The organism is Pseudomonas asplenii, from assembly GCF_001293465.1.
In the GTDB taxonomy this organism is placed as follows: Bacteria; Pseudomonadota; Gammaproteobacteria; order Pseudomonadales; family Pseudomonadaceae; genus Aquipseudomonas; species Aquipseudomonas fuscovaginae_B.
Map to the genome: position 1 here is coordinate 174953 of NZ_JSYZ01000025.1, position 19897 is coordinate 194849.

The following is a 19897-nucleotide window of genomic DNA, read 5'->3' on the forward strand; positions in this document are numbered from 1 at the left end:
CGCGCTCAGGCAGGCCGGCGCTCGGCCTCCAGCGACTTCCACAACTCGCGCATGGTCGGGTTGGCATTGGCCACCGAGCAGTAGGAACGGATTTCCAGATCGGCACTCCAGTGCGCGCTACCGGCCCGGACCAGCGTGCCCTTGTGCAATTCATCCTGCACCGCGCTTTCGGGGAGCCAGGTAATGCCATACCCCTCCTGGGCCATCTTCATCAGCAGCATGGCCATGTCGGCCTCGTAGCAACGATCCAGCTCGCAGGGGCTTTCGGCATTTTTCAGGATCACCTCAACCACCCGCCCCAGGAAGGTGGTCGCGGTGTAGGCCAGGTACGGCAGCGGCGCCTGTTTTTTTCCCGGCAAGGCATACAGCGGCCTGCCGCGTTTGTCCGGTGCCGAGACCGGGATCAGTGAATCATGCCCGAGAGTGAGGCTGATGAACTTCTCCGGGTCGAGCAGGATCGGCGCCTGGGGATGGTGATAGCCGATCATCAGATCGCAACCGCCCTCGGCCAGGGCGATGACCGCATCATGGATATTGGCGGCCACCACCCGCGCGTTGAAACCGGCATTGCCACGCTGGAAGCGCATCAGCCACTTGGGCAGGAAGGTCATGGACAGGCTGTGCCCGGCGGTCACCTGGATCGAACGCCCGGGCATCCGGTCGCCCCGGCGCAGGGTCGCGCGCAGCTCCTGCAGGTCGGCAAGGGTTTCCCTGCCCTGTTCGCAGAAGGTCCGTCCGGCGGCCGTCAGTTGCACCGGGTAGGTGCCGCGGTCCACCAGTTCCACGCCGACCCACTCCTCCAACGAACGAATCCGTCGCGACAGCGCGGACTGGGTAATGCAGCGCACCTCCGCCGCGCGGGAGAAGTTCTTCAGTTCGGCAACCGCCAGGATGTCGTCTATCCACTTGATCTGCATGGTGATTCCCACTGCTGAGGAGGGCTGGGCGTGAGCAGCCGCCAGTGTCGGGCAATCACCGTCGGCAAACTATTCCGATTACGCATCAGTGTATGGCATTTACTCATCAACGAGCCCTTTCCCCAGCCATAGACTGGCCCCGTGACAAAAAAAACAACGAACGGTCATTGAGGGTGCTCCTGTGAACAGCAAACGACTTCCCAAGCAAATCGCCCTGGCGATCGGCCTCGGCATCCTGGTGGGCTGGGCCTGCCACCACTACGCCGGCGATGCCAGGGCGGCCAGGGAACTGGCCGGCTACTTCAGCCTGGTCACCGATATTTTCCTGCGCATGATCAAGATGATCATCGCCCCACTGGTGTTCGCCACCCTGGTCGGTGGCATCGCCAGCCTGGGCAGTTCGCACTCCGTCGGCCGCATCGGCCTGCGGGCGATGATCTGGTTCGTCAGCGCCTCGCTGCTGTCGCTGCTGATCGGCATGCTGCTGGTCAATCTGTTCCAGCCCGGCGCCGGCCTGAACCTCGTGGCGCCAGCCGCCAACAGCGGCGCGGCACCAGTGAATGTCGGCGACTTCAGCCTCAAGGCCTTCATCAGCCATGTGTTCCCGCGCAGCATCGCCGAAGCCATGGCGAACAACGAGATCCTGCAGATCGTAGTGTTCTCGCTGTTCTTCGGTTTTGCCCTGTCCTTCCTCAAGAAACAGGGGTATGTCGGCATCAGCAATCTGGTGGATGAACTGGCCAGAATCATGTTCCGCATCACCGACTACGTGATGTGTTTCGCCCCGGTCGGCGTGTTCTGCGCCATCGCCGCGGCTCTCACCACCGAAGGACTGGGCCTGCTGCTGGACTACGGCAAGCTGATCGGCGAGTTCTATGTCGGCATCCTGGTGCTGTGGGCGATCCTGTTCGGCATCGGGCGCCTGTTCCTCGGGCGCTCGGTGTGGCGCCTGGGCAAGCTGATCCGCGAACCGGTGCTGCTGGCGTTCTCCACCGCGAGCAGCGAGTCGGCCTATCCCAAGACCATCGACGCCCTGGAGAAATTCGGCACCTCGAAGCGGATTTCCAGCTTCGTGCTGCCGCTCGGCTACTCGTTCAACCTCGATGGCTCGATGATGTACCAGGCTTTCGCCGTGATGTTCATCGCCCAGGCCTACAACATCGAACTGAGCTTCGCCCAGCAGGTGCTGATCCTGCTGACGCTGATGGTCACCAGCAAGGGCATGGCCGGCGTGGCCCGCGCTTCGGTGGTGGTGGTCGCGGCGACCCTGCCGATGTTCAACCTGCCCGAGGCCGGCCTGCTGCTGATCCTCGGTATCGACCAGTTCCTCGACATGGCCCGTACCGCGACCAATATCGTCGGCAACAGCATCGCCACCGCCGTAGTGGCGAGCAGGGAGGACAGCGCGCAATCCGGCGAAACCGCCGCCGAGCCGGCCGCCCCGGTGCAACCCACGCAATCCCTGGCTCGAGTACCGTCATGAACGCGAAAAAATCCACCTCTCCCGGCAAGACCTTCGGCATTGTCGGAGGGCTTGGCTCACTGGCCGGCGCTGACCTGTTCAACAAGCTGATCAGCAGCCGCCCGGTGCTTGCCGACCAGGGGCGCTACCACTTCCTGTTCGAGCAGCACCCGTTCAAGGACGTGCTGCTGCCGCTGGACCGAGACGCCAGCATGAGCTCGCGCAAGTTCTACGCCTTCCAGATGTGCCAGTCGCTGGAGAACGGCGGAGCCGATGCGATCCTGCTGCCGTGTATTGCCAGCCATACCTTTCGCGAGGAGATCCAGGCCGAGCTGGGCATTCCGGTCTTCGACCTGTTGCATGCCCTGCGCCAGCAGGTCGAGCGCACGCTGCCCGAAGGCGGCCGGCTGGGTATCCTGACCTCCGACTATGTGCGCCACAGCGGGCTGTTCGAACGCTACTTCGCCGACCGCCATGAACTGGTCTATCCCGGTACAGAGAACCAGGCACGATTGATGGAAGCAATGTACGGCGTCGACGGGATCAAGGACGGCCAGTTCGACGGGGCGCCGCTGGAGCACCTGCACCAGGTCTGCGTGGAGTTGCAGGAGCAGGGCGTCGCGCTGATCCTGCCGGGGCTGACCGAACTGTCACTGGTCAGCCAGGACCTGCAACGGCGCGGCATCGCCCTGCTCGATGCCAACCGGGTCTACAGCGACTACGCCATCCACGCCAGCGAACCGGCGCCCGCGCCACGCTTCAAGCTGGGCATCGTCGGCGGCGTCGGCCCGGCGGCCACGGTCGACTTCATGGCCAAGGTGATCCGCCACACACCGGCGGACAGGGACCAGGAGCATATCCGCATGGTGGTCGAGCAGAACCCGCAGATCCCCGACCGCACCGCCAACCTGCTGCACCAGGCCACCGACCCGAGCATGGCGCTGTACGCCACCTGCAAACGCCTGGAGCAGGAAGGCGCGCATGCCATCGCCATCCCGTGCAATACCGCCCATGCATTCGTCGAGCGGATCCAACCTTATCTGAAGACACCGATCATCAACATGCTCGACGTAACCATCCGGCACATCGCCGAGCAGCATGGTGCCGGCAAAAGCGTCGGCCTGCTGGCAACGTCGGGAACGGTGCAGAGCCGGGTCTACCACGACGTGGCCCGGCAGTGGGGGTTGCAACTGATCGTCCCGCAGCCAGCCATGCAGGCACGGGTGATGGCAGCGATCTACGGCGAACGCGGGGTCAAGGCCGGGCACACCGACGGCCTGTGCCGCGAGCAGTTGCTCGAAGCCGCCAACCACTTGTGCCAGGCGGGCGCTTCGGTGCTGATCCTCGGCTGCACCGAACTGCCGCTGATCCTGCCCCATGCCGAACGCTTCGAGCTGGACAGCGGCGTGGTCAGCCTGGTCGACCCCACCACCCTGCTCGCCCTGCGCTGCGTGCAGCAGGCATTGGCGGGCACACCGCCGCGCTCAGCCGATACGGTTCTTCTCCAGCAGCCACTGGCGGCTGTCGTCGAGTAGCCGCTCGGCCAACTGCGGGTCGTCACAGACCCGCGCCAGCACCAGGGCGCCAACCAGGGTCGCCAGGCTGCCGGTGGCGGCACGCCGGGTCTCCTCGGTCGAGGCGCCCGGCATGTCCTGCGTCAGGCGTTCGAGTTGCCGGCCGATGCTGCGGGTCATCTGCGCCCGCGCCTCGGCGGACTGGCGCCGGGTTTCCGTGGCCAGTCCGGCCAGCGGGCAGCCGCCCGCGCAATCCTCTCGGTGGTCGCTGCTCAGGTAGCGAGAGATGTAGCCGGCCAGGTCATCGCCCACCGTCGGCGAGGTCGAGGCCACATGCGCCAGGGCCTCGACCACCAGCTCATCCTTCGAGGCGAAGTAGCCATAGAAACCACCGTGGGTCATTCCTGCGGCCTTCATCACCTGGGCGACGCTGACCGCCTCGTAGCCATGCTCCCGAAAGAGTCGGCCGGCGACTTCAAGGATCTTCAGGCGGTTTTGCGCAACCTGCTCGCGACTGACTTTCATCCGAACCTCCGTTGACAGGCTTGACAGTATACATGACGAATATCATATTTAATAAACATGATGACTATCATGATTAATTCCAGCCAACGAGGATTCCCGCCATGACCATCAAACCCGCCGTCCTGATCACGGGCGCTTCCACCGGTATCGGTGCCGTCTATGCCGACCGTTTCGCCAAACGCGGACACGACCTGGTGCTGGTCGCCCGGGACAAGTCACGCCTGGAAGCGCTGGCCGAACGCCTGCGCGCGGAAACCGGGGTGAACGTGGAGGTGCTGCAGGCCGACCTCACCGATGCCGGCGAGCTGGCCGGGATCGAGGCGCGGGTCAGGGACGACGCCAGCATCGGTATCCTGGTCAACAATGCCGGCATGAGTGGCGCCGGCAGTTTCATCGAACAGACGCCGGAGCTGGTCAACCAGATCATCACCCTCAACATCACCGCCCTCACCCGCCTGAGCAACGCCATCGCCCCGCGCCTGGCCCGCAGCGGTGGCGGCTCGATCATCAACCTCGCCTCGGTGGTGGGCCTGGCGCCGGAGCTTCAAATGAGCGTCTACGGGGCGAGCAAGGCGTTCGTGCTGTTCCTGAGCCAGGGCCTGAACATCGAGCTGGGCGCCAAGGGGCTGTATGTCCAGGCCGTCCTGCCGTCCGCCACCCGTACCGAAATCTGGGAGCGCTCCGGCAAGCGGATCGAGGACCTGCAGGCGGTGATGGAAGTCGAAGACCTGGTGGATGCGGCGTTGGTGGGCTTCGATCGTCGCGAAACCGTGACCATCCCACCGTTGCCGGACGAAACCCAGTGGCAGGCTCTGGAAGCGGCGCGCCAGGCAATGCTGCCCAACTACATGCAGGTACTGCCGGCAGCCCGCTATCGCGCCTGATCGGTGCCCCCACCGGGCTTGTGCCATGCCACTGTGCCTGTGGGACCCGGCTCCCGCAGGGGGGCAGTCAACCCCGGGCGACGACCCGGCGGCTCCAGGGCGTCCAGCCCTGTTGCATGCCGGCCGCCGCCAGCAGGATCGCCGTCACCCCCAGCCACTGCAGCGGCTGCAAGCGATGGCCGAAGGCGAACCAGTCGACGAGGATCGCCGCGATCGGGTAGATGAACGACAGGGCGCCGGTCAACGCCGTCGGCAGTTTCTGGATCGCGCCATACAGCAGCACGTACATCACCCCGGTGTGAACGATGCCCAGAGTCACCAGGCTGCCCCAGGCACTGGCCCCGACCGGCAGCACCGACAGGTTCGCCCAGGGCGCCAGCAGCAGGGTCCCGGTGGCCACCTGGATCAACGCGATCAGGTGCGGCGGCGTACCGGCCAGACGCTTGATGATCAACGCGGCAAAGGCATACAGCAGCGCGGCACCGAGCGCCAGCACGATGCCCAGCAGGTAATCGCCGCCACTTTCACCCTGTTGGCCATGGGCACTGACGATCGCCAGCATTCCGGCAAAGGCCAGGCCCAGCCAGAACAGCTTCTGCGCGGTGATCTTCTCGCCGAGAAACAGCGCCGCCAGCCCCACCAGCATGAACGGCTGGACGTTGTAGACCGCCGTGCCGATGGCGATCGAGGCACGGGAATAGGACGCGAACAACAGCACCCAGTTGCCGACGATCGCCACCCCGCTGAGCACCGCCAGCAGGAAGGTGGTGCGGCTCAGGATGCCCGGGCGCAGAAAGCCCATGACGGCGCAGATCGCCAGCAGAGTCAGCGCACCGAACAGGCAGCGCCAGAACACCACGTCGAGTACCGGCTGGCCGGACACCAGCACGAACCAGCCGATGGTTCCGGAAATCAGCATGGCCGCGACCATTTCCAGCGACCCGCGATGCAGTGATTGAGACATGATTGAGCTCCTTGGCAGATGGCGAAAGTATGCCAAGCGCCACAACGGCGTCTCCAGTGACTATAAAAGGCTAAACTGCGATTTTGCCTTTATGATCAAGGCTGACTGCCGTTTTTACCTTACGAGACCAAGATGACCGACGCAATTGACCAACTCCTGCTCACGGCGCTGATGGAAGACTCCCGGCGCTCGCTCAAGGCCCTGGCGCAGATCAGCGGACTGTCCGCCCCCAGCGTTGCCGAGCGCCTGCGCCGCCTGGAAGAACGTGGCGTGATCAGGGGCTACACCCTGGAGGTCGAGCCCCGCTCCTTTGGCTACCTGTTGCAGGCGATCGTGCGGATCCGCCCGCTGCCCGGCCAGTTGCACGAGGTGGAACGGCAGATCCAGGCGATTCCCGAGTTCACCGAATGCGACAAGGTCACGGGCGATGACTGCTTCATCGCCCGGTTGCATGTGCGGGACATGGAGCAGTTGGATACCCTGCTCGACCGGCTCAACAGCCATGCGGAGACCAATACCGCGATCGTCAAGAAGACACCGGTGAAGCGGCGGCTGCCGCCGATGGCGTGAGGTTGGGGCTTTACAGTCAGTGTCTCGGTGAATGAAAGGTCGCTATCGGACGACCCGGAAACATCAGATATCACCCGGATAACATCGCGAAGCGCAGCCCCTGGGTTATCATTCACCCGATATCCTTCACTCTCCTTCAGAGCCCGCTCGCCATGACTTCACTCTCCTCCACCGCCCCTGCCCGGGGCTGGTCGCTGTGGTGGAAACCGCTGCTGTTTCTCGCCATCGCCGCCATCGGCCTGTACTACGTCAAGTGGTCGCCCTACTACGCCAAGGCCTTCGTCGCCGCGGACAGCCATAGCATCGGCGGCTCGATCATCAACGACAATCCGGGCTCACCGGTGGCCGCCGCCCTGGCCTATGCCCAGGTGTATTTCCTGGCGATCTGGAAAGCGGCGGTGCTGGCGGTGATCCTCGGCTCGCTGCTGCAGGTATTGATTCCCCGTGACTGGCTGTTGCGCCTGTTCGGCCGCGCCGGTTTCGGCTCGACCCTGCGCGGCGGGCTGTTCGCCCTGCCCGGCATGATGTGTTCCTGCTGTGCGGCACCGGTCGCCGCCGGCCTGCGCCGGCAGAATGTCTCGGTCGGCGCGGCGCTGGCGTTCTGGATCGCCAACCCGGTGCTCAACCCGGCGACCCTGGTGTTCATGGGCTTCGTGCTCGGCTGGGGCTTCAGCGCGATTCGCCTGGTGGCCGGCCTGGTGCTGGTGCTCGGCGTGTCGCTGATCGCCCAGCGGGTGGCCCGGCCCGATACCCTGCCGGAGCCGGCCGTGGAAGCGGTGGTCGAGGCCAGCACGGCGAGCGATCAGCACTTCTTCGCACGCTGGGGCAAGACCCTCTGGCAACTGTTCTGGAGCACGATCCCGATCTACATCCTGGCGGTGCTGCTGCTCGGCGCGGCGCGGGTCTGGCTGTTCCCCCATGTCGACGGTGCCATGAGCAACAGCCTGCTGTGGCTGGTGCCACTGGCGGTGGTCGGGACGCTGTTCGTGATCCCGACGGCGGCGGAAATCCCGATCGTGCAGACCATGATGACCCTCGGCCTGGGCACCGCACCGGCGGTGGCGCTGCTGATGACCCTGCCGAGCATCAGCCTGCCGTCGCTGCTGATGCTGCGCAAGGACTTCGATGCCCGGGTGCTGGTGACCGTGGCGGTGCTGACCATGCTGGTCGGGATTGTCAGCGGTCTCGTCGCGTGGACAGTGCTCTGACCGACCCCTGCTCTGTAGAGGGCAGGCCCGGACTCTGTCGGTAGGAGCCGGGCTTGCCCGCGAAGCCTTTGGCGGCCTCAAGATCCCATTGGCGGTCAAGTCCGGCGCCTACAGGCGAACGCTCAGCGTCGAGTGCGGGTCCCGAGATACTCCAGTACCGCCGCCTGATCGCCCGCGAACTCGATCCTCACGCCTTTCTTCTCGCGCTGGAACACGTACATCGGGTCGTAGTACTCGTTGAGCAGCCCCAGAATCCACGCCCGGTGCAACTCGACGTTACCGGTACGCTCCTGCTCGACCAGGGCATCGACCATCAGTGCCCGCATCCGCCCATGGCACTCGCCGCCCAGGCGCTTGTGGATGTTGTCCAGGCTGCCCAACAAACGCTCGCTGAACAGCCTGAAGCCGTGCTCACCATGAACGGCAATGAACTCCGCGCAGAGCTGCACCACGTAATCGCGCAGGATACGTTCGACGCGGCTCTCCAGACTGTCCTCGAGCCAGACCATGGAAAAGCGCTGCATGCCCTGGTACAACGCCAGCGGCAAGGCGCAACGCCCAACCATGCGGCTCTCGTCCTCGACCACGAACTGCTCGATACCGCGGGCGCGCTTCTTCAGCAGATCCACCGCCAGGCGATTCTCGAAGTCGATGTTGGACGGCTGCCCGGTGGCCCGTTTGCCGAAGCTGGAGCCGCGATGGTTGGCGTGCCCTTCCAGGTCGAGGCTGTTGCTCAACTGAAGGATGACGTCGGTCTTGCCGGTGCCGGTCATGCCCCCCAGCAGCACGAAGTCGGCCTGCTCCACCGCCTGCTCGACGGTCTGCATCAGGAAGGTCCGCATGGCCTTGTAGCCACCGCCCACCCGCGGGTAGTCGATGCCCGCGTCCTGCTTGAGCCATTGCTGGACGATCTGCGAACGCAGGCCGCCACGAAAACAGTACAACACCCCGTCCGGGTGGGCCTGGGTGAAGTCGACCCAGGCCTGCAGCCGGGCGGCCTTGACCTCGCCGGACACCAGCTGGTGTCCGAGGGCAATGGCCGCCTGCTGGCCGTGCTGCTTGTAGCAGGTACCGACCCGCTGACGCTCCAGGTCGTTCATCAGTGGCAGATTGACCACGCCGGGGAAGGAGCCCTTGGCGAACTCGACCGGGGCCCGGGCATCCATCATCGGTACATCGTCGAGAAACAGTGTGCGGTAGTCGGTGATATCGCCTGGCATCAGGACACCTCTACCGCATGGCTCTGTCGCTCCACCAGTTGACCGATGGGCTCAAGGCTCAGGCCCAACTCGGCGGCAACGGCAAGGAACTCCGCCTGCCCTTCGGGAGTGACGGCCACCAGCAGGCCGCCGCTGGTCTGCGGATCGCACAGCACACGCTTGTGCAGCTCACGCAGCGGACCGACCTTGCTGGCATAGCTGTCGAAGTTGCGCAGCGTACCGCCGGGAATGCAGCCCTGCTCCAGGTAGTACTCGACCGTCGCCAGGCGCGGTACCTGCTCGTACACGATACGGGCGGTCAGGCCACTGCCGTCGGCCATTTCCACCAGATGGCCGAGCAGGCCGAAGCCGGTGACGTCGGTCATGGCGCTCACCCCGGCCAACTGGCCGAAACGGCTGCCCGGCTTGTTCAGGGTGCACATCCAGTCACGGGCCACACCGACGTCTTCGCTGCGCAGCTTGCCTTTCTTTTCCGCGGTGGTCAGCACACCGATGCCCAGGGGCTTGGTCAGGTAGAGGATGCTGCCGGCCGTGGCGGTGTCGTTGCGCTTCATGTTGCGCTTGTCCACCAGCCCGGTAACGGCCAGGCCGAAGATCGGCTCGGGCGCATCGATCGAATGCCCGCCGGCCAGCGGGATGCCGGCGGCGTCGCACACGGCACGCCCGCCGCGAATCACCTCGCGAGCGATCTCCGGCTGCAGTACGTTCACCGGCCAGCCGAGAATCGCAATGGCCATCAACGGGTCGCCGCCCATGGCGTAGATGTCGCTGATGGCATTGGTCGCGGCAATCCGGCCGAAGTCGAAGGGGTCATCGACGATCGGCATGAAAAAGTCGGTGGTCGAAACCACGCCGCGCTCTTCATCGATGGCGTACACCGCCGCATCGTCCCGCGAGGCGTTGCCGACCCAGAGTTTCGGGTCGAGGTTCTGGGCCCCGCTGCCGGCCAGGATCACTTCCAGCACCTGGGGCGAAATCTTGCAGCCACAGCCCGCGCCGTGGCTGTACTGGGTCAGGCGAATCGGTTCGCTCATCGGTCAACCTCGCAGTGTCAAAGTACTGCGATTCTAACAGACCCGGGCCTGCCCGGCCCGTCGGGCAAAACCGCAAGCCTGCGGCAAAGCGGCGCCTGCCGGCGTTTTCCTTTACTATCAGGCCGGTAATAAAGAGATAAAAACAGGCAGGACCATGGGCACACACACGCCGAGCATCGACTGGGTGCAGCGCGCACCGCAGACCAGCCATATGGAGCGTTTCGAAGCGTTCTTCCATGGCCACCGTTTCAGCCCCCATCGCCATGACACCTATGCCATTGGCCGGACGTTGGCCGGTGTGCAGAGTTTCAAGTACCGCGGCAGCCAGCGCCACAGCCTGCCCGGCGGGACCATGGTGCTGCACCCGGATGAAGTCCACGATGGCCATGCCGGCACCCACCACGGCTTCCAGTACCGGATGATCTACCTCCAGCCGTCGCTGATCCAGGCCGCGCTGGGCGGCCAGCCCCTGCCCTTCGTCCCCGGCGGGCTGAGCGCCGACCCACGCCTGCGGATCGCCACCGAAACCCTGCTGCAGAACATGGACCATGCCCTCGACCCACTGCAGGAGCAGGATGCGATCTTCGAACTGGCCCACGCACTCAATGCCGTCTGTGGCGCACCGATCCAGCGGCGCAGCTTCGACTACCAGGCGGCGGAACGTGCCCGCGAGTTCATTCACAGTGCACTGGACCGTACCGTGACCCTCGACGAACTGGCCGAGCACAGTGGCCGCGATCGCTGGGCCCTGAGCCGGGATTTCCGCCTGTTGTTCGGCACCAGCCCCTATCGTTACCTGAGCATGCGCAGGCTGGACCTGGTGCGCTCGTTGCTGGCACAGGGCCGTTCGCTGGGCGAGGCGGCGTTGATGGCCGGGTTCGCCGACCAGAGCCACATGACCCGGCAATTCCGCAGTACCTTCGGCCTGGCGCCGGGACACTGGGCGAAGATGCAACGGCTGGCGGATTGAAAACGGCAGCGACAGCGTCGGGCGGCAGCCCGTGGAGGGAGGGGGTGAGTCGCAGGCGCCGGGCATGGCACCTGCGATCGGCTTCAGGCAATGACCCGTGCGGCTCACCGCACGGGTCGATCGATGCCTCTGGCGCGACTCAGGCCTGGATCAGGTTGGCGATCGCCACGTCCGGGCTGACGTCGGCGTCGTAGTCCACACCTTCGATACCGAAACCGAACAGGCGCAGGAACTCGGCCTTGTAGCCGGCGAAGTCGGTCAATTCGTTGAGGTTCTCGGTGGTCACCTCGTTCCACAGCTTGGCGACCAGGTCCTGCACCTCGGGGGCCAGTTCCTTGTAGTCGGCGCGCAGGCGGCCATCTTCGTCGAGGATCGGGGTCGGCGAGTACAGGCTGTCCTTGTACAGGCCATAGACCTGCTCGATGCAGCCTTCGTGAACGCCCTGCTCCTTCATCACCTTGAACAGCAGCGACAGGTACAGCGGCATGATCGGGATAGCAGAGCTGGCCTGGGTGACCACGGCCTTGAGTACCGACACACGGGCGTCGCCGCCCTTGGCGGCCAGGCGCTCGCGGATCTTCAGGACCTTCTGGTCCAGGTCCTTCTTGGCCGCGCCGATGGAACCGTTCCAGTAGATGTCGTGGGTGACCTTCTCACCCAGGTAGGTGAAGGCGGTGGTCTTGGCGCCTTCGGCCAGCACGCCGGCTTCGTCCAGCGCGTCGATCCACAGCTGCCAGTCCTCGCCACCCATGACCTTGACGGTACCGGCGATTTCTTCCTCGGTCGCCTGCTCCAGGGTGGTTTCGGCAACCACTTCCTTGTCGGTGTTCAGGCCACGCTGGGTGATCGACTTGCCGATCGGCTTGAGCGTCGAGCTGTAGACTTCACCGGTTTTCGGGTCGGTACGACGCGGAGCCGCCAGGCTGTAGACCACCAGGTCGATCTTGCCCAGGTCGCGCTTGATGGTTTCGATGGTCAGGCGCTTGACCTCGTCGGAGAAGGCATCGCCGTTGATGCTCTTGGCGTACAGGCCTTCGGCCTCGGCGAACTTGTGGAACGCGGCGCTGTTGTACCAGCCGGCGGTGCCCAGCTTGCCTTCGTCGCCCTCACGTTCGAAGAACACGCCGAGGGTCTTGGCGCCGCAACCGAATGCGGCGGTGATACGTGCAGCCAGGCCATAGCCGGTAGAGGCGCCGAGCACCAGGACGTTCTTCGGTCCGTCGTTGACCGGGCCTTGCTGGGTGACGTAGTCAATCTGTTGCTTGACATTGGCTTCGCAGCCCACCGGATGAGTGGTCACACAGATAAAGCCACGAACGCGTGGTTTGATGATCATAAGGTCCCCTTTTCTCTTAGGCCTGTATCGACGCTGGTGATGATAACGTCGCGGATTCTAGTCGTAGACGCTCGAAAAGCCCATGCGTCACTGCTTTTACAACATCGGTTGTCATCGGGGAATGCAAAAGCCCCTGCCTTGCTCGGCTGGAAGACCCTGACCTTCAGCTACATCGGGCCGCAACGCCAGGTCGCCCAGCCCCTGGCCCGCCGCTCCTCTTTATCGGAGAGCACTGAACACAGCGGGGCTGCATCTAACACGCTACTCGATACAATCGGGCAGTTTTGTATCAATAATCACTATTGATGCAGCTGATAAGCGATAACCCGGGGACGATGATACCGTGCTCCCCGATGGCAAAGTTATGCCTCAAGCGGTTTCCGGCACGCTGCCGGAACGGTCATTGGGCCATACTCTTCTTCATCATCCTTTGGTTAAGACTTCAGCTACTGCACTCCCTGTGCAGTAGCTTTTTTTTACCAGCGCCAGCAACCACCGGGCAGCCGCCCACCCCGGCAATTCCCCCCTCTCGAACTCCTTGCGCAGTCATTCCATCGTACGGGTCTAAACCGGCAGCGGCGCAAACTCAAGCCTGCATGTCGTCCAGGTAGCGACCCTGCGGCGTACGGCTGGAGCCGTTCTCACCCAGCAGCGGCGCCGTCTGCTGCTCGCCCACCGGTGTCAACTGGAAGCACTGGCCGTCGGGGCACTGGCGTTTTTCGGTCGCGGCATCAGCGTGTGCGGCGGCACCGGCCAGGGAAAAGGCGATCGCACTCAGGTAGGTTCTCACGTGGTTCATGGCATGCACTCTCGTATCAGAAGTAAAAGGCCAAACACGGCCAGGGCGAAACGTTCCAAGGCTCAATTCCCCTCGTGGCAGATATCGGAAAACTTGCGGTAGGCCAGGATGTGCTGTTCGCCCCGGGAATCGAGGTAGGTCATCCGGGCGTTGACCACGCTGCACTCCGGCCCTTCGTCCTGGCTCAGGGACAGCACCTTGCGCACGTCCAGGTGGCTGCCATAGCGGTAGGTTTCAGGCTGCGACTGACCCAGGGACTCGGCGCGGGCCGACAGGGTGCAGACGTTCAGGGCGGCAAACAGGCAGGCGGCGAAGAGGGCTTTGCTGTTCATGGTCATTTCCTTCTGGTTGGCTTCAGTGAGGTCGAGTACCGTTGCCTCGATGGGGCTCATTGAATGCCCGCCAGGTATCCCCTGTGTGTCGCAAACAGGTCGCTGCTAAAGCTCAAGTGTCTGGAGCGCCGTCGGATACAGTGCGATACACACCGATGCCGAACGCCGGCCAGCCGGATTTTGCCGAGGATGATCAGCGCGTTCGCCCATGAGCCGACTTTTTTGCATATCCATGTATCCGTCGCCCGCCAGATACACTGCAATACAAAGCGTGGCAGGCAAACGCGGCGCTTGTCGCTAGACTGCGCCCTAACCATTTTTGACAGAGGTCGGACCGATGGAACATGTCGATCACATCTTGATCGTTGACGATGACCGGGAAATCAGGGAACTGGTCGGCAACTACCTGAAGAAGAACGGCCTGCGCACCACGGTCGTCGCCGATGGCCGGCAGATGCGCGCCTTCCTGGAAACCACCCCGGTGGACCTGATCGTGCTCGACATCATGATGCCCGGCGACGACGGCCTGCTGCTGTGCCGCGAGCTGCGTGCAGGCAAGCACAAGACCACCCCGGTGCTGATGCTGACCGCGCGCAACGACGAAACCGACCGCATCATCGGCCTTGAAATGGGGGCCGACGACTACCTGGTCAAGCCCTTCGCCGCCCGCGAACTGCTGGCCCGGATCAATGCCGTGCTGCGCCGCACACGGATGCTGCCACCCAACCTGGTGGTCACCGAAAGCGGCCGCCTGCTGGGCTTCGGACGCTGGAAGCTGGACACCACCGCCCGCCACCTGCTCGACCAGGACGGCACCATGGTCGCCCTGAGCGGTGCCGAATACCGCCTGCTGCGGGTATTCCTCGACCATCCGCAACGGGTGCTCAACCGCGACCAGTTGCTCAACCTCACCCAGGGCCGCGACGCCGACCTGTTCGACCGCTCCATCGACCTGCTGGTCAGCCGCCTGCGCCAGCGCCTGCTGGATGACGCCCGCGAACCGGCCTACATCAAGACCGTGCGCAGCGAAGGTTATGTGTTCTCGCTGCCGGTGGAACTGCTGGGTGCCGAGGCATGAGGCGCGTGCTGCACTGGCCGCGCACCCTCGCCTCGCGACTGTCGCTGATCTTCCTGGTGTGCCTGATCCTGGCCCAGGCGCTGTCGTTCGGCGCGCAATCCTATGAACGCTACGAAAGCGCCAAGAACGCCATGCTCGGCAACCTGGAGACTGACGTGTCGACCTCCATCGCCATTCTCGAACGGCTGCCGGCGGTCGAACGCGAAAGCTGGCTGCCACGCCTGGCACGCAAGAACTACGGCTACCTGCTCGACGAAGGCAGCCATGGCGTGCCCATGAGTTCGGGCGACTTGCCGATCGCCGTGCCGTCGATCGAGGAAGCCCTCGGCCCGGACTACCCGGTGACCTTCAGCGACATTCCAGGGCCGGTGAAACACTTCCAGGCCCACCTGACCCTCAAGGACGGCAGCCCGGTGACCATCGACGTGCGCCCGTCCCTGGCCCCGATGTCACCCTGGCTGCCAGCGGTGCTGGTCGGGCAACTGCTGCTGATGCTCGGCTGCACCTGGCTGGCCGTGCGGATCGCCGTGCGCCCGCTGACCCGCCTGGCCCAGGCGGTGGAGAACCTCGACCCCAACACCCACGGCGTGCAGTTGGACGAAAGCGGCCCCTCGGAAGTGGTCCATGCCGCCACGGCGTTCAACGCCATGCAAAAGCGCATCGCCGACTACCTCAAGGAACGCATGCAACTGCTGGCGGCGATTTCCCATGACCTGCAGACGCCGATCACCCGCATGAAACTGCGCGCCGAATTCATGGACGAATCGCCAGAGAAAGACAAACTCTGGCAGGACCTGGGAGAAATCGAGCACCTGGTCCGCGAAGGCGTCGCCTATGCCCGCAGCGTACATGGCGCGACCGAACTCAGTTGCCGCATCGACCTGGACTCGTTCCTCGACAGCCTGGTGTTCGACTACCAGGACACCGGCCAGGCCGTGGAACTGACGGGCAAGAACGGCGCGCTGATCGAGGTCCGCCCCCATGCCCTGCGCCGGGTGCTGGTCAACCTGGTGGACAACGCCCTGAAGTTCGCCGGTGCCGCGCAGCTGGAAGTGCGCTCCAGGGCCCACCAGGGCATCTCGATCCTGGTCCTCGACCGCGGCCCCGGCATCGCCGAGGCGGAACTGCAGGAAGTGCTCAAGCCGTTCTATCGAGTGGAAAGCTCGCGCAATCGCAGCACCGGCGGGACCGGCCTGGGCCTGGCGATCGCCCAGCAACTGGCGGTGGCCCTGGGCGGTTCGCTGACCCTGAGCAACCGTGAAGGCGGCGGCCTGTGCGCCGAGCTGCAACTGGGTGTCGCACACCCTTGAACCCTCTACCCCTCCCGCCCCGGCAATGGGGCATACCTGGGCGCGCGATTTAGCTATGCTAGGGCACTTTCTCGAGTGCCCGCTTTCAGAGCTACCAGGAAAACCGCCCATGGCAGACCGCGAAATCATCGTTCCAGCGTCCATGCAGAACATCGTCGAACGCGCCGGCTACGCGCCCGCCGTCAAGGTCGGAACGACGCTGTATTGCGCAGGACAGGTCGGTCGAACCGCGGCACTGGAAGTGATCCAGGACCCCGAAGCCCAGTTTCTCGTCTGCTGGGAAAACCTGCGCCTGGTACTGGCAGCCGGCGGCTGCAGCTTTGACGACGTGGTCGACATGACCACCTATCATGTCAATATGAGCCAGCACATGGCGATCTTTCGAGAGGTCAAGAATCGTGTTTTTCCCCGCGGGCACTGTGCCTGGACGTCGATCGGCGTCCCGGAACTGGCGCACCCCGGCCTGCTGGTGGAGATCAAATGCGTGGCGGTACAGCGCACTTGAATACCTTCCGCCTCATCCCTGGCGCCCGACATCGGTCGGCGCCGGCCTTTCTGACGCTACCGGTGCATTACCCTCCGGCCGCGTTGCTTTAATGGAATAGAGAATGACCCAACGATCCGTAATCAATGCCTCGGTCAGCCCCAAAGGCAGCCTTGAAACCCTGTCCCAGCGTGAAGTGCAGCAACTGAGCGAAGCCGGCTCCGGCAGCATCTACGCCCTGTTCCGCCAGTGCGCCCTGGCCATCCTCAACACCGGCGCCCATGTCGACAATGCCAAGACCATCCTCGAAGCCTACAAGGACTTCGAGATCCGTATTCACCAGCAGGACCGTGGCGTACGCCTGGAACTGCTCAATGCCCCGGCGGACGCCTTCGTCGACGGCGAGATGATCGCCAGCACCCGGGAAATGCTCTTCAGCGCCCTGCGCGATATCGTCTACACCGAGAACGAGCTGGGCAGCCAGCGCATCGACCTGGAAAGCTCCCAGGGCATCACCGACTACGTCTTCCACCTGCTGCGCAACGCCCGAACCCTGCGCCCTGGCCTGGAGCCGAAGATGGTGGTGTGCTGGGGTGGCCACTCGATCAGCAGCGAGGAATACCAGTACACCAAGAAGGTCGGTCACGAACTGGGCCTGCGCAGCCTGGATATCTGCACCGGCTGCGGCCCGGGCGTGATGAAGGGGCCGATGAAGGGCGCGACCATCTCCCACGCCAAGCAGCGCATCACCACCGGCCGCTACCTGGGCCTGACCGAGCCGGGCATCATCGCCGCCGAGGCGCCGAACCCGATCGTCAACGAACTGGTGATCATGCCCGACATCGAGAAGCGCCTGGAGGCCTTCGTGCGGGTCGGCCACGGCATCATCATCTTCCCGGGCGGCGCCGGCACCGCGGAGGAGTTCCTCTACCTGCTGGGCATCCTCATGCACCCGGACAACCACGACCTGCCGTTCCCGGTGATCCTCACCGGACCGAAAAGCGCCGAGGCCTACCTGCAGCAACTGCATGCCTTCGTCGGTGCGACCCTGGGCGAGGCGGCGTACAGGCACTACCGGATCATCATCGACGATCCGGCGCAGGTCGCCCGGGAAATGGCCCAGGGCCTCAAGGCGGTCAAGCAGTTCCGCCGCGAGCGCAACGACGCCTTCCACTTCAACTGGCTGCTGAAGATCGACGAGGGCTTCCAGCACCCGTTCGACCCGACCCACGCCAACATGTCCAGCCTCAAGCTGCACCGCAACCAGCCGCCCCACGAACTGGCGGCCAACCTGCGTCGGGCGTTCTCCGGCATCGTCGCCGGCAACGTCAAGGACAAGGGCATCCGCCTGATCGAGGAACATGGTCCGTACGAGATCCACGGCGATGCCGAGGTGATGCGGCCGCTGGACCAACTGCTGCAGGCCTTTGTCGCCCAGCACCGGATGAAACTGCCGGGTGGCGCAGCCTATGAGCCGTGCTATCGGGTCGTCAGCTGATGCTCCACGCCTGAAGTCCTGCCCATCGCGTTCGCTGATGGGCAGGACTTCAATTGATAATACTTCTCAATACTAGTAAAGTCGCGCCCGCTGTTCATGACTCACTTTCAGGGCGCCTCTACTTTTCCCATGGCCGAGCCAGACTCCAAGCTCGATATCTATCTCGCCAATCGCCAGGCCCTGGTCGACTATGCCGCGCCTATCGTCGGCGGTCAGGCCCAGGCCGAGGATGTGGTGCAGGATGCCTGGCTGCGCTTCGACGGGCGCGATACCCGACCTGTCCAGCGCCCCGTCGCCTACCTCTACCGCATCGTGCGCAACCTGGCTCTCGACCTGACCCGACGCCTGCACAGCGACAAGTACCAGCCCGACGGCGCCGAACTGCTGGAAACCCTGGCCGCCGACACACCGTCGCCCGAACACCAGTTGTATCACCAGGATGAACTGAGCCAGTTGGAAGACGCCCTGGCCGAACTGCCCGAACGCACCCGCATCGCCTTCGAGATGCATCGGCTGGGCGGTTGCACCCTCCAGCAGATCGCCAGCCACCTGGGCATTTCCGTAGGCCTGGCGCACTCGCTGGTGCGCGCCGCGCTGACCCATTGTGCCGAGCGACTGGGAGATGGCGATGAGTAATGCGACAATGATCGCCCACCAAGCCAGCAAGGACCGTGTGCCAATGAAGGCCTCCCTCGCCGACGATCCGGTCTGGAATACCGCCCTCGACTGGCTCGAACGCGTCCAGCAAGCCCCGGACGATACCGCTCTGCAAGCGGCCTGTGCCGCCTGGCAGGCTGCCGCCCCCGAGCATGCCGCCGCGTGGCGCAAGGCCGAGCGCGTCTGGCGGTTGGGCGGCGGCCTGTCTCCCCGTTATGCCGGGCACTGGAGCCCCGCCCCGAACGCGGCCCGCCAACCACCCGCCGCCGCGCAGCCGATCCGGCGTACGCCTCGCACCCGGCGCCGGGCCTGGATCGGCACGGCAGTGGCCGCCGTGCTGGTGCTGGCGCTGTTGCCGCTGTTGCCCAGCTGGCGTGCCGACTACACCAGCGGTGTGGGCGAGATGCGCCTGGTGCAGCTCAGCGACGGCACCCGGGTCACCCTTGGCAGCGACAGCGCCCTGGCCAACCACTTCAGCGAGGGCCGACGCAGGGTCGAACTGCTGCGTGGCGAAGCCTACTTCGATGTCACCCCGGACCCGCAACGCCCCTTCACCGTCACGGCCGGCAGCGGCGCCGTACAGGTAACCGGCACTGCCTTCGAGGTGCGCCTGGCGCCCGGCCAGTTGAACGTCGCCGTGGTCCATGGCTCGGTCAGGGTCAGCGACGAACGCCTGCAGACCGATGCCCTGGACAACGTCCTGACCGCGGGTGACCAAGTGCAGTTGGACTACGGTGCCGGACGCCTGCAACGCAATCACCTGCAGTCGACCCAGATCGCCAGTTGGCGCAAGGGGCAACTGGTCGCCGATGACCAGAGCATCGGCGAATTGGTGAACCAGCTGCGGCGCTACCACCACGGGCTCATCCTGCTGTCCGACGACAGCCTGGCCGCCGAAAAGGTCACCGGCGTCTACGACCTGCGCAACCCGCAAGCGGCGCTGCGGGCCCTGGTCCAGGCCCATGGCGGCCAACTGCGGACCTGGTCCGATTATCTCTGGGTCATCTCGCGCTCCTGAGCCCGTGGGCGGGCCGGTCATTTGCCGGCCCGCCAAGCCTCCATGCAACCCGCCTGAAATTATTTTCACTATTTTCTGAAAATTTCCCGAAGCACTGCGTCATTTGCCTGCAACGCA

At 64.5% G+C, this 19897-nt stretch carries 20 protein-coding genes; 12 read left to right on the top strand and 8 right to left on the bottom strand.

From position 1 onward, the window contains the following. Positions 1-5: 5 nt before the first annotated feature. A complete protein-coding gene (locus PF66_RS27510; RefSeq protein ID WP_054064408.1) occupies positions 6-917 on the bottom strand; it encodes a LysR substrate-binding domain-containing protein in 912 nt (303 codons plus the stop codon). A 181-nt stretch (positions 918-1098) separates the two neighbouring features. Here PF66_RS27510 and PF66_RS27515 point away from each other — a divergent pair, with 181 nt between their 5' ends. Both PF66_RS27515 and PF66_RS27520 read left to right on the top strand, forming a co-directional pair. Beyond that, a complete protein-coding gene (locus tag PF66_RS27515) occupies positions 1099-2400 on the top strand; it encodes a dicarboxylate/amino acid:cation symporter (RefSeq protein ID WP_054064409.1) in 1302 nt (433 codons plus the stop codon). Continuing rightward, on the top strand, positions 2397-3914 hold the full coding sequence (locus PF66_RS27520) for an aspartate/glutamate racemase family protein (protein ID WP_081009922.1): 1518 nt from the start codon (positions 2397-2399) through the stop codon (positions 3912-3914). The genes PF66_RS27515 and PF66_RS27520 overlap by 4 nt, the downstream gene beginning before the upstream one ends. Here PF66_RS27520 and PF66_RS27525 read toward each other — a convergent pair. Further along, positions 3864-4418 (bottom strand): TetR/AcrR family transcriptional regulator, encoded by a 555-nt coding sequence (locus PF66_RS27525; protein WP_054064410.1) that lies wholly within the window; start codon positions 4416-4418, stop codon positions 3864-3866. The genes PF66_RS27520 and PF66_RS27525 overlap by 51 nt on opposite strands. Positions 4419-4519: 101 nt before the next feature. Here PF66_RS27525 and PF66_RS27530 point away from each other — a divergent pair, with 101 nt between their 5' ends. Next, positions 4520-5302 (top strand): SDR family NAD(P)-dependent oxidoreductase, encoded by a 783-nt coding sequence (locus PF66_RS27530; RefSeq protein ID WP_054061528.1) that lies wholly within the window; start codon positions 4520-4522, stop codon positions 5300-5302. Between the two features lie 67 nt (positions 5303-5369). Here PF66_RS27530 and PF66_RS27535 read toward each other — a convergent pair whose 3' ends face one another. Beyond that, positions 5370-6266 (bottom strand): DMT family transporter, encoded by an 897-nt coding sequence (locus PF66_RS27535; protein ID WP_054061527.1) that lies wholly within the window; start codon positions 6264-6266, stop codon positions 5370-5372. 132 nt (positions 6267-6398) lie between these two features. Here PF66_RS27535 and PF66_RS27540 point away from each other — a divergent pair, with 132 nt between their 5' ends. Beyond that, a complete protein-coding gene (locus tag PF66_RS27540) occupies positions 6399-6836 on the top strand; it encodes an Lrp/AsnC family transcriptional regulator (RefSeq protein ID WP_054061526.1) in 438 nt (145 codons plus the stop codon). 152 nt (positions 6837-6988) lie between these two features. Then, a complete protein-coding gene (locus PF66_RS27545; protein ID WP_054064411.1) occupies positions 6989-8044 on the top strand; it encodes a permease in 1056 nt (351 codons plus the stop codon). 122 nt (positions 8045-8166) lie between these two features. On the opposite strand, the gene mnmH is transcribed toward PF66_RS27545, so the two are convergent. Then, the gene (gene mnmH / locus PF66_RS27550; protein ID WP_054064412.1) at positions 8167-9264 is read right to left on the bottom strand and encodes a tRNA 2-selenouridine(34) synthase MnmH; all 1098 of its coding nucleotides are present in this window, start codon (positions 9262-9264) and stop codon (positions 8167-8169) included. Further along, complete coding sequence (gene selD / locus PF66_RS27555) at positions 9264-10298, bottom strand: selenide, water dikinase SelD (RefSeq protein WP_054057685.1); 1035 nt, start codon at positions 10296-10298, stop codon at positions 9264-9266. Before selD ends, mnmH begins: the two co-directional genes overlap by 1 nt. Before the next feature lie 154 nt (positions 10299-10452). Here selD and PF66_RS27560 point away from each other — a divergent pair, with 154 nt between their 5' ends. Next, the gene (locus tag PF66_RS27560; protein ID WP_054064413.1) at positions 10453-11268 is read left to right on the top strand and encodes an AraC family transcriptional regulator; all 816 of its coding nucleotides are present in this window, start codon (positions 10453-10455) and stop codon (positions 11266-11268) included. Between the two features lie 139 nt (positions 11269-11407). Here the strand turns inward: PF66_RS27560 and fabV are convergent, their stop codons facing one another. The 3 genes from fabV to PF66_RS27575 all read right to left on the bottom strand — a co-directional run bounded on the left by fabV (position 11408) and on the right by PF66_RS27575 (position 13735). Beyond that, the gene (gene fabV, locus PF66_RS27565) at positions 11408-12604 is read right to left on the bottom strand and encodes an enoyl-ACP reductase FabV (protein WP_054064414.1); all 1197 of its coding nucleotides are present in this window, start codon (positions 12602-12604) and stop codon (positions 11408-11410) included. 586 nt (positions 12605-13190) lie between these two features. Beyond that, entirely contained in the window at positions 13191-13403 is a 213-nt protein-coding gene (locus tag PF66_RS27570) for a hypothetical protein (protein ID WP_054064415.1), read from the bottom strand. Positions 13404-13465: 62 nt separating this feature from the next. After that, the gene (locus tag PF66_RS27575) at positions 13466-13735 is read right to left on the bottom strand and encodes a DUF2790 domain-containing protein (RefSeq protein ID WP_054057688.1); all 270 of its coding nucleotides are present in this window, start codon (positions 13733-13735) and stop codon (positions 13466-13468) included. 337 nt (positions 13736-14072) lie between these two features. Between PF66_RS27575 and PF66_RS27580 the strand changes: the two genes are divergently transcribed. From PF66_RS27580 to PF66_RS27605, 6 genes are all read left to right on the top strand, one after another. Further along, entirely contained in the window at positions 14073-14813 is a 741-nt protein-coding gene (locus tag PF66_RS27580; protein ID WP_054057681.1) for a response regulator, read from the top strand. Continuing rightward, positions 14810-16123, top strand: a complete 1314-nt coding sequence (locus PF66_RS27585) for an ATP-binding protein (protein ID WP_054064416.1) — start codon at positions 14810-14812, stop codon at positions 16121-16123. Before PF66_RS27580 ends, PF66_RS27585 begins: the two co-directional genes overlap by 4 nt. Positions 16124-16232: 109 nt before the next feature. Then, positions 16233-16628, top strand: coding sequence for a RidA family protein (locus tag PF66_RS27590; protein WP_054064417.1), 396 nt, complete (start codon positions 16233-16235; stop codon positions 16626-16628). Positions 16629-16731: 103 nt separating this feature from the next. Beyond that, entirely contained in the window at positions 16732-18105 is a 1374-nt protein-coding gene (gene ppnN / locus PF66_RS27595) for a nucleotide 5'-monophosphate nucleosidase PpnN (RefSeq protein ID WP_054057678.1), read from the top strand. Positions 18106-18234: 129 nt separating this feature from the next. Then, positions 18235-18741 carry a sigma-70 family RNA polymerase sigma factor gene (locus tag PF66_RS27600; protein ID WP_054064418.1) on the top strand — a complete coding sequence of 169 codons (507 nt, stop codon included), beginning with the start codon at positions 18235-18237 and terminating at the stop codon, positions 18739-18741. Continuing rightward, positions 18734-19780, top strand: a complete 1047-nt coding sequence (locus PF66_RS27605) for a FecR family protein (protein ID WP_160320671.1) — start codon at positions 18734-18736, stop codon at positions 19778-19780. Before PF66_RS27600 ends, PF66_RS27605 begins: the two co-directional genes overlap by 8 nt. Positions 19781-19897: the final 117 nt, after the last annotated feature.

Excerpts from the sequence above, each read along its gene's own strand:
- PF66_RS27510 (WP_054064408.1), bottom strand. The coding sequence starts at position 917 with ATGCAGATCAAGTGGATAGACGACATCCTGGCGGTTGCCGAACTGAAG.
- PF66_RS27520 (WP_081009922.1), top strand. The coding sequence starts at position 2,397 with ATGAACGCGAAAAAATCCACCTCTCCCGGCAAGACCTTCGGCATTGTC.
- PF66_RS27525 (WP_054064410.1), bottom strand. The coding sequence starts at position 4,418 with ATGAAAGTCAGTCGCGAGCAGGTTGCGCAAAACCGCCTGAAGATCCTT.
- PF66_RS27530 (WP_054061528.1), top strand. The coding sequence starts at position 4,520 with ATGACCATCAAACCCGCCGTCCTGATCACGGGCGCTTCCACCGGTATC.
- PF66_RS27535 (WP_054061527.1), bottom strand. The coding sequence starts at position 6,266 with ATGTCTCAATCACTGCATCGCGGGTCGCTGGAAATGGTCGCGGCCATG.
- PF66_RS27540 (WP_054061526.1), top strand. The coding sequence starts at position 6,399 with ATGACCGACGCAATTGACCAACTCCTGCTCACGGCGCTGATGGAAGAC.
- PF66_RS27545 (WP_054064411.1), top strand. The coding sequence starts at position 6,989 with ATGACTTCACTCTCCTCCACCGCCCCTGCCCGGGGCTGGTCGCTGTGG.
- mnmH (WP_054064412.1), bottom strand. The coding sequence starts at position 9,264 with ATGCCAGGCGATATCACCGACTACCGCACACTGTTTCTCGACGATGTA.
- selD (WP_054057685.1), bottom strand. The coding sequence starts at position 10,298 with ATGAGCGAACCGATTCGCCTGACCCAGTACAGCCACGGCGCGGGCTGT.
- PF66_RS27560 (WP_054064413.1), top strand. The coding sequence starts at position 10,453 with ATGGGCACACACACGCCGAGCATCGACTGGGTGCAGCGCGCACCGCAG.
- fabV (WP_054064414.1), bottom strand. The coding sequence starts at position 12,604 with ATGATCATCAAACCACGCGTTCGTGGCTTTATCTGTGTGACCACTCAT.
- PF66_RS27570 (WP_054064415.1), bottom strand. The coding sequence starts at position 13,403 with ATGAACCACGTGAGAACCTACCTGAGTGCGATCGCCTTTTCCCTGGCC.
- PF66_RS27575 (WP_054057688.1), bottom strand. The coding sequence starts at position 13,735 with ATGAACAGCAAAGCCCTCTTCGCCGCCTGCCTGTTTGCCGCCCTGAAC.
- PF66_RS27580 (WP_054057681.1), top strand. The coding sequence starts at position 14,073 with ATGGAACATGTCGATCACATCTTGATCGTTGACGATGACCGGGAAATC.
- PF66_RS27585 (WP_054064416.1), top strand. The coding sequence starts at position 14,810 with ATGAGGCGCGTGCTGCACTGGCCGCGCACCCTCGCCTCGCGACTGTCG.
- PF66_RS27590 (WP_054064417.1), top strand. The coding sequence starts at position 16,233 with ATGGCAGACCGCGAAATCATCGTTCCAGCGTCCATGCAGAACATCGTC.
- ppnN (WP_054057678.1), top strand. The coding sequence starts at position 16,732 with ATGACCCAACGATCCGTAATCAATGCCTCGGTCAGCCCCAAAGGCAGC.
- PF66_RS27600 (WP_054064418.1), top strand. The coding sequence starts at position 18,235 with ATGGCCGAGCCAGACTCCAAGCTCGATATCTATCTCGCCAATCGCCAG.
- PF66_RS27605 (WP_160320671.1), top strand. The coding sequence starts at position 18,734 with ATGAGTAATGCGACAATGATCGCCCACCAAGCCAGCAAGGACCGTGTG.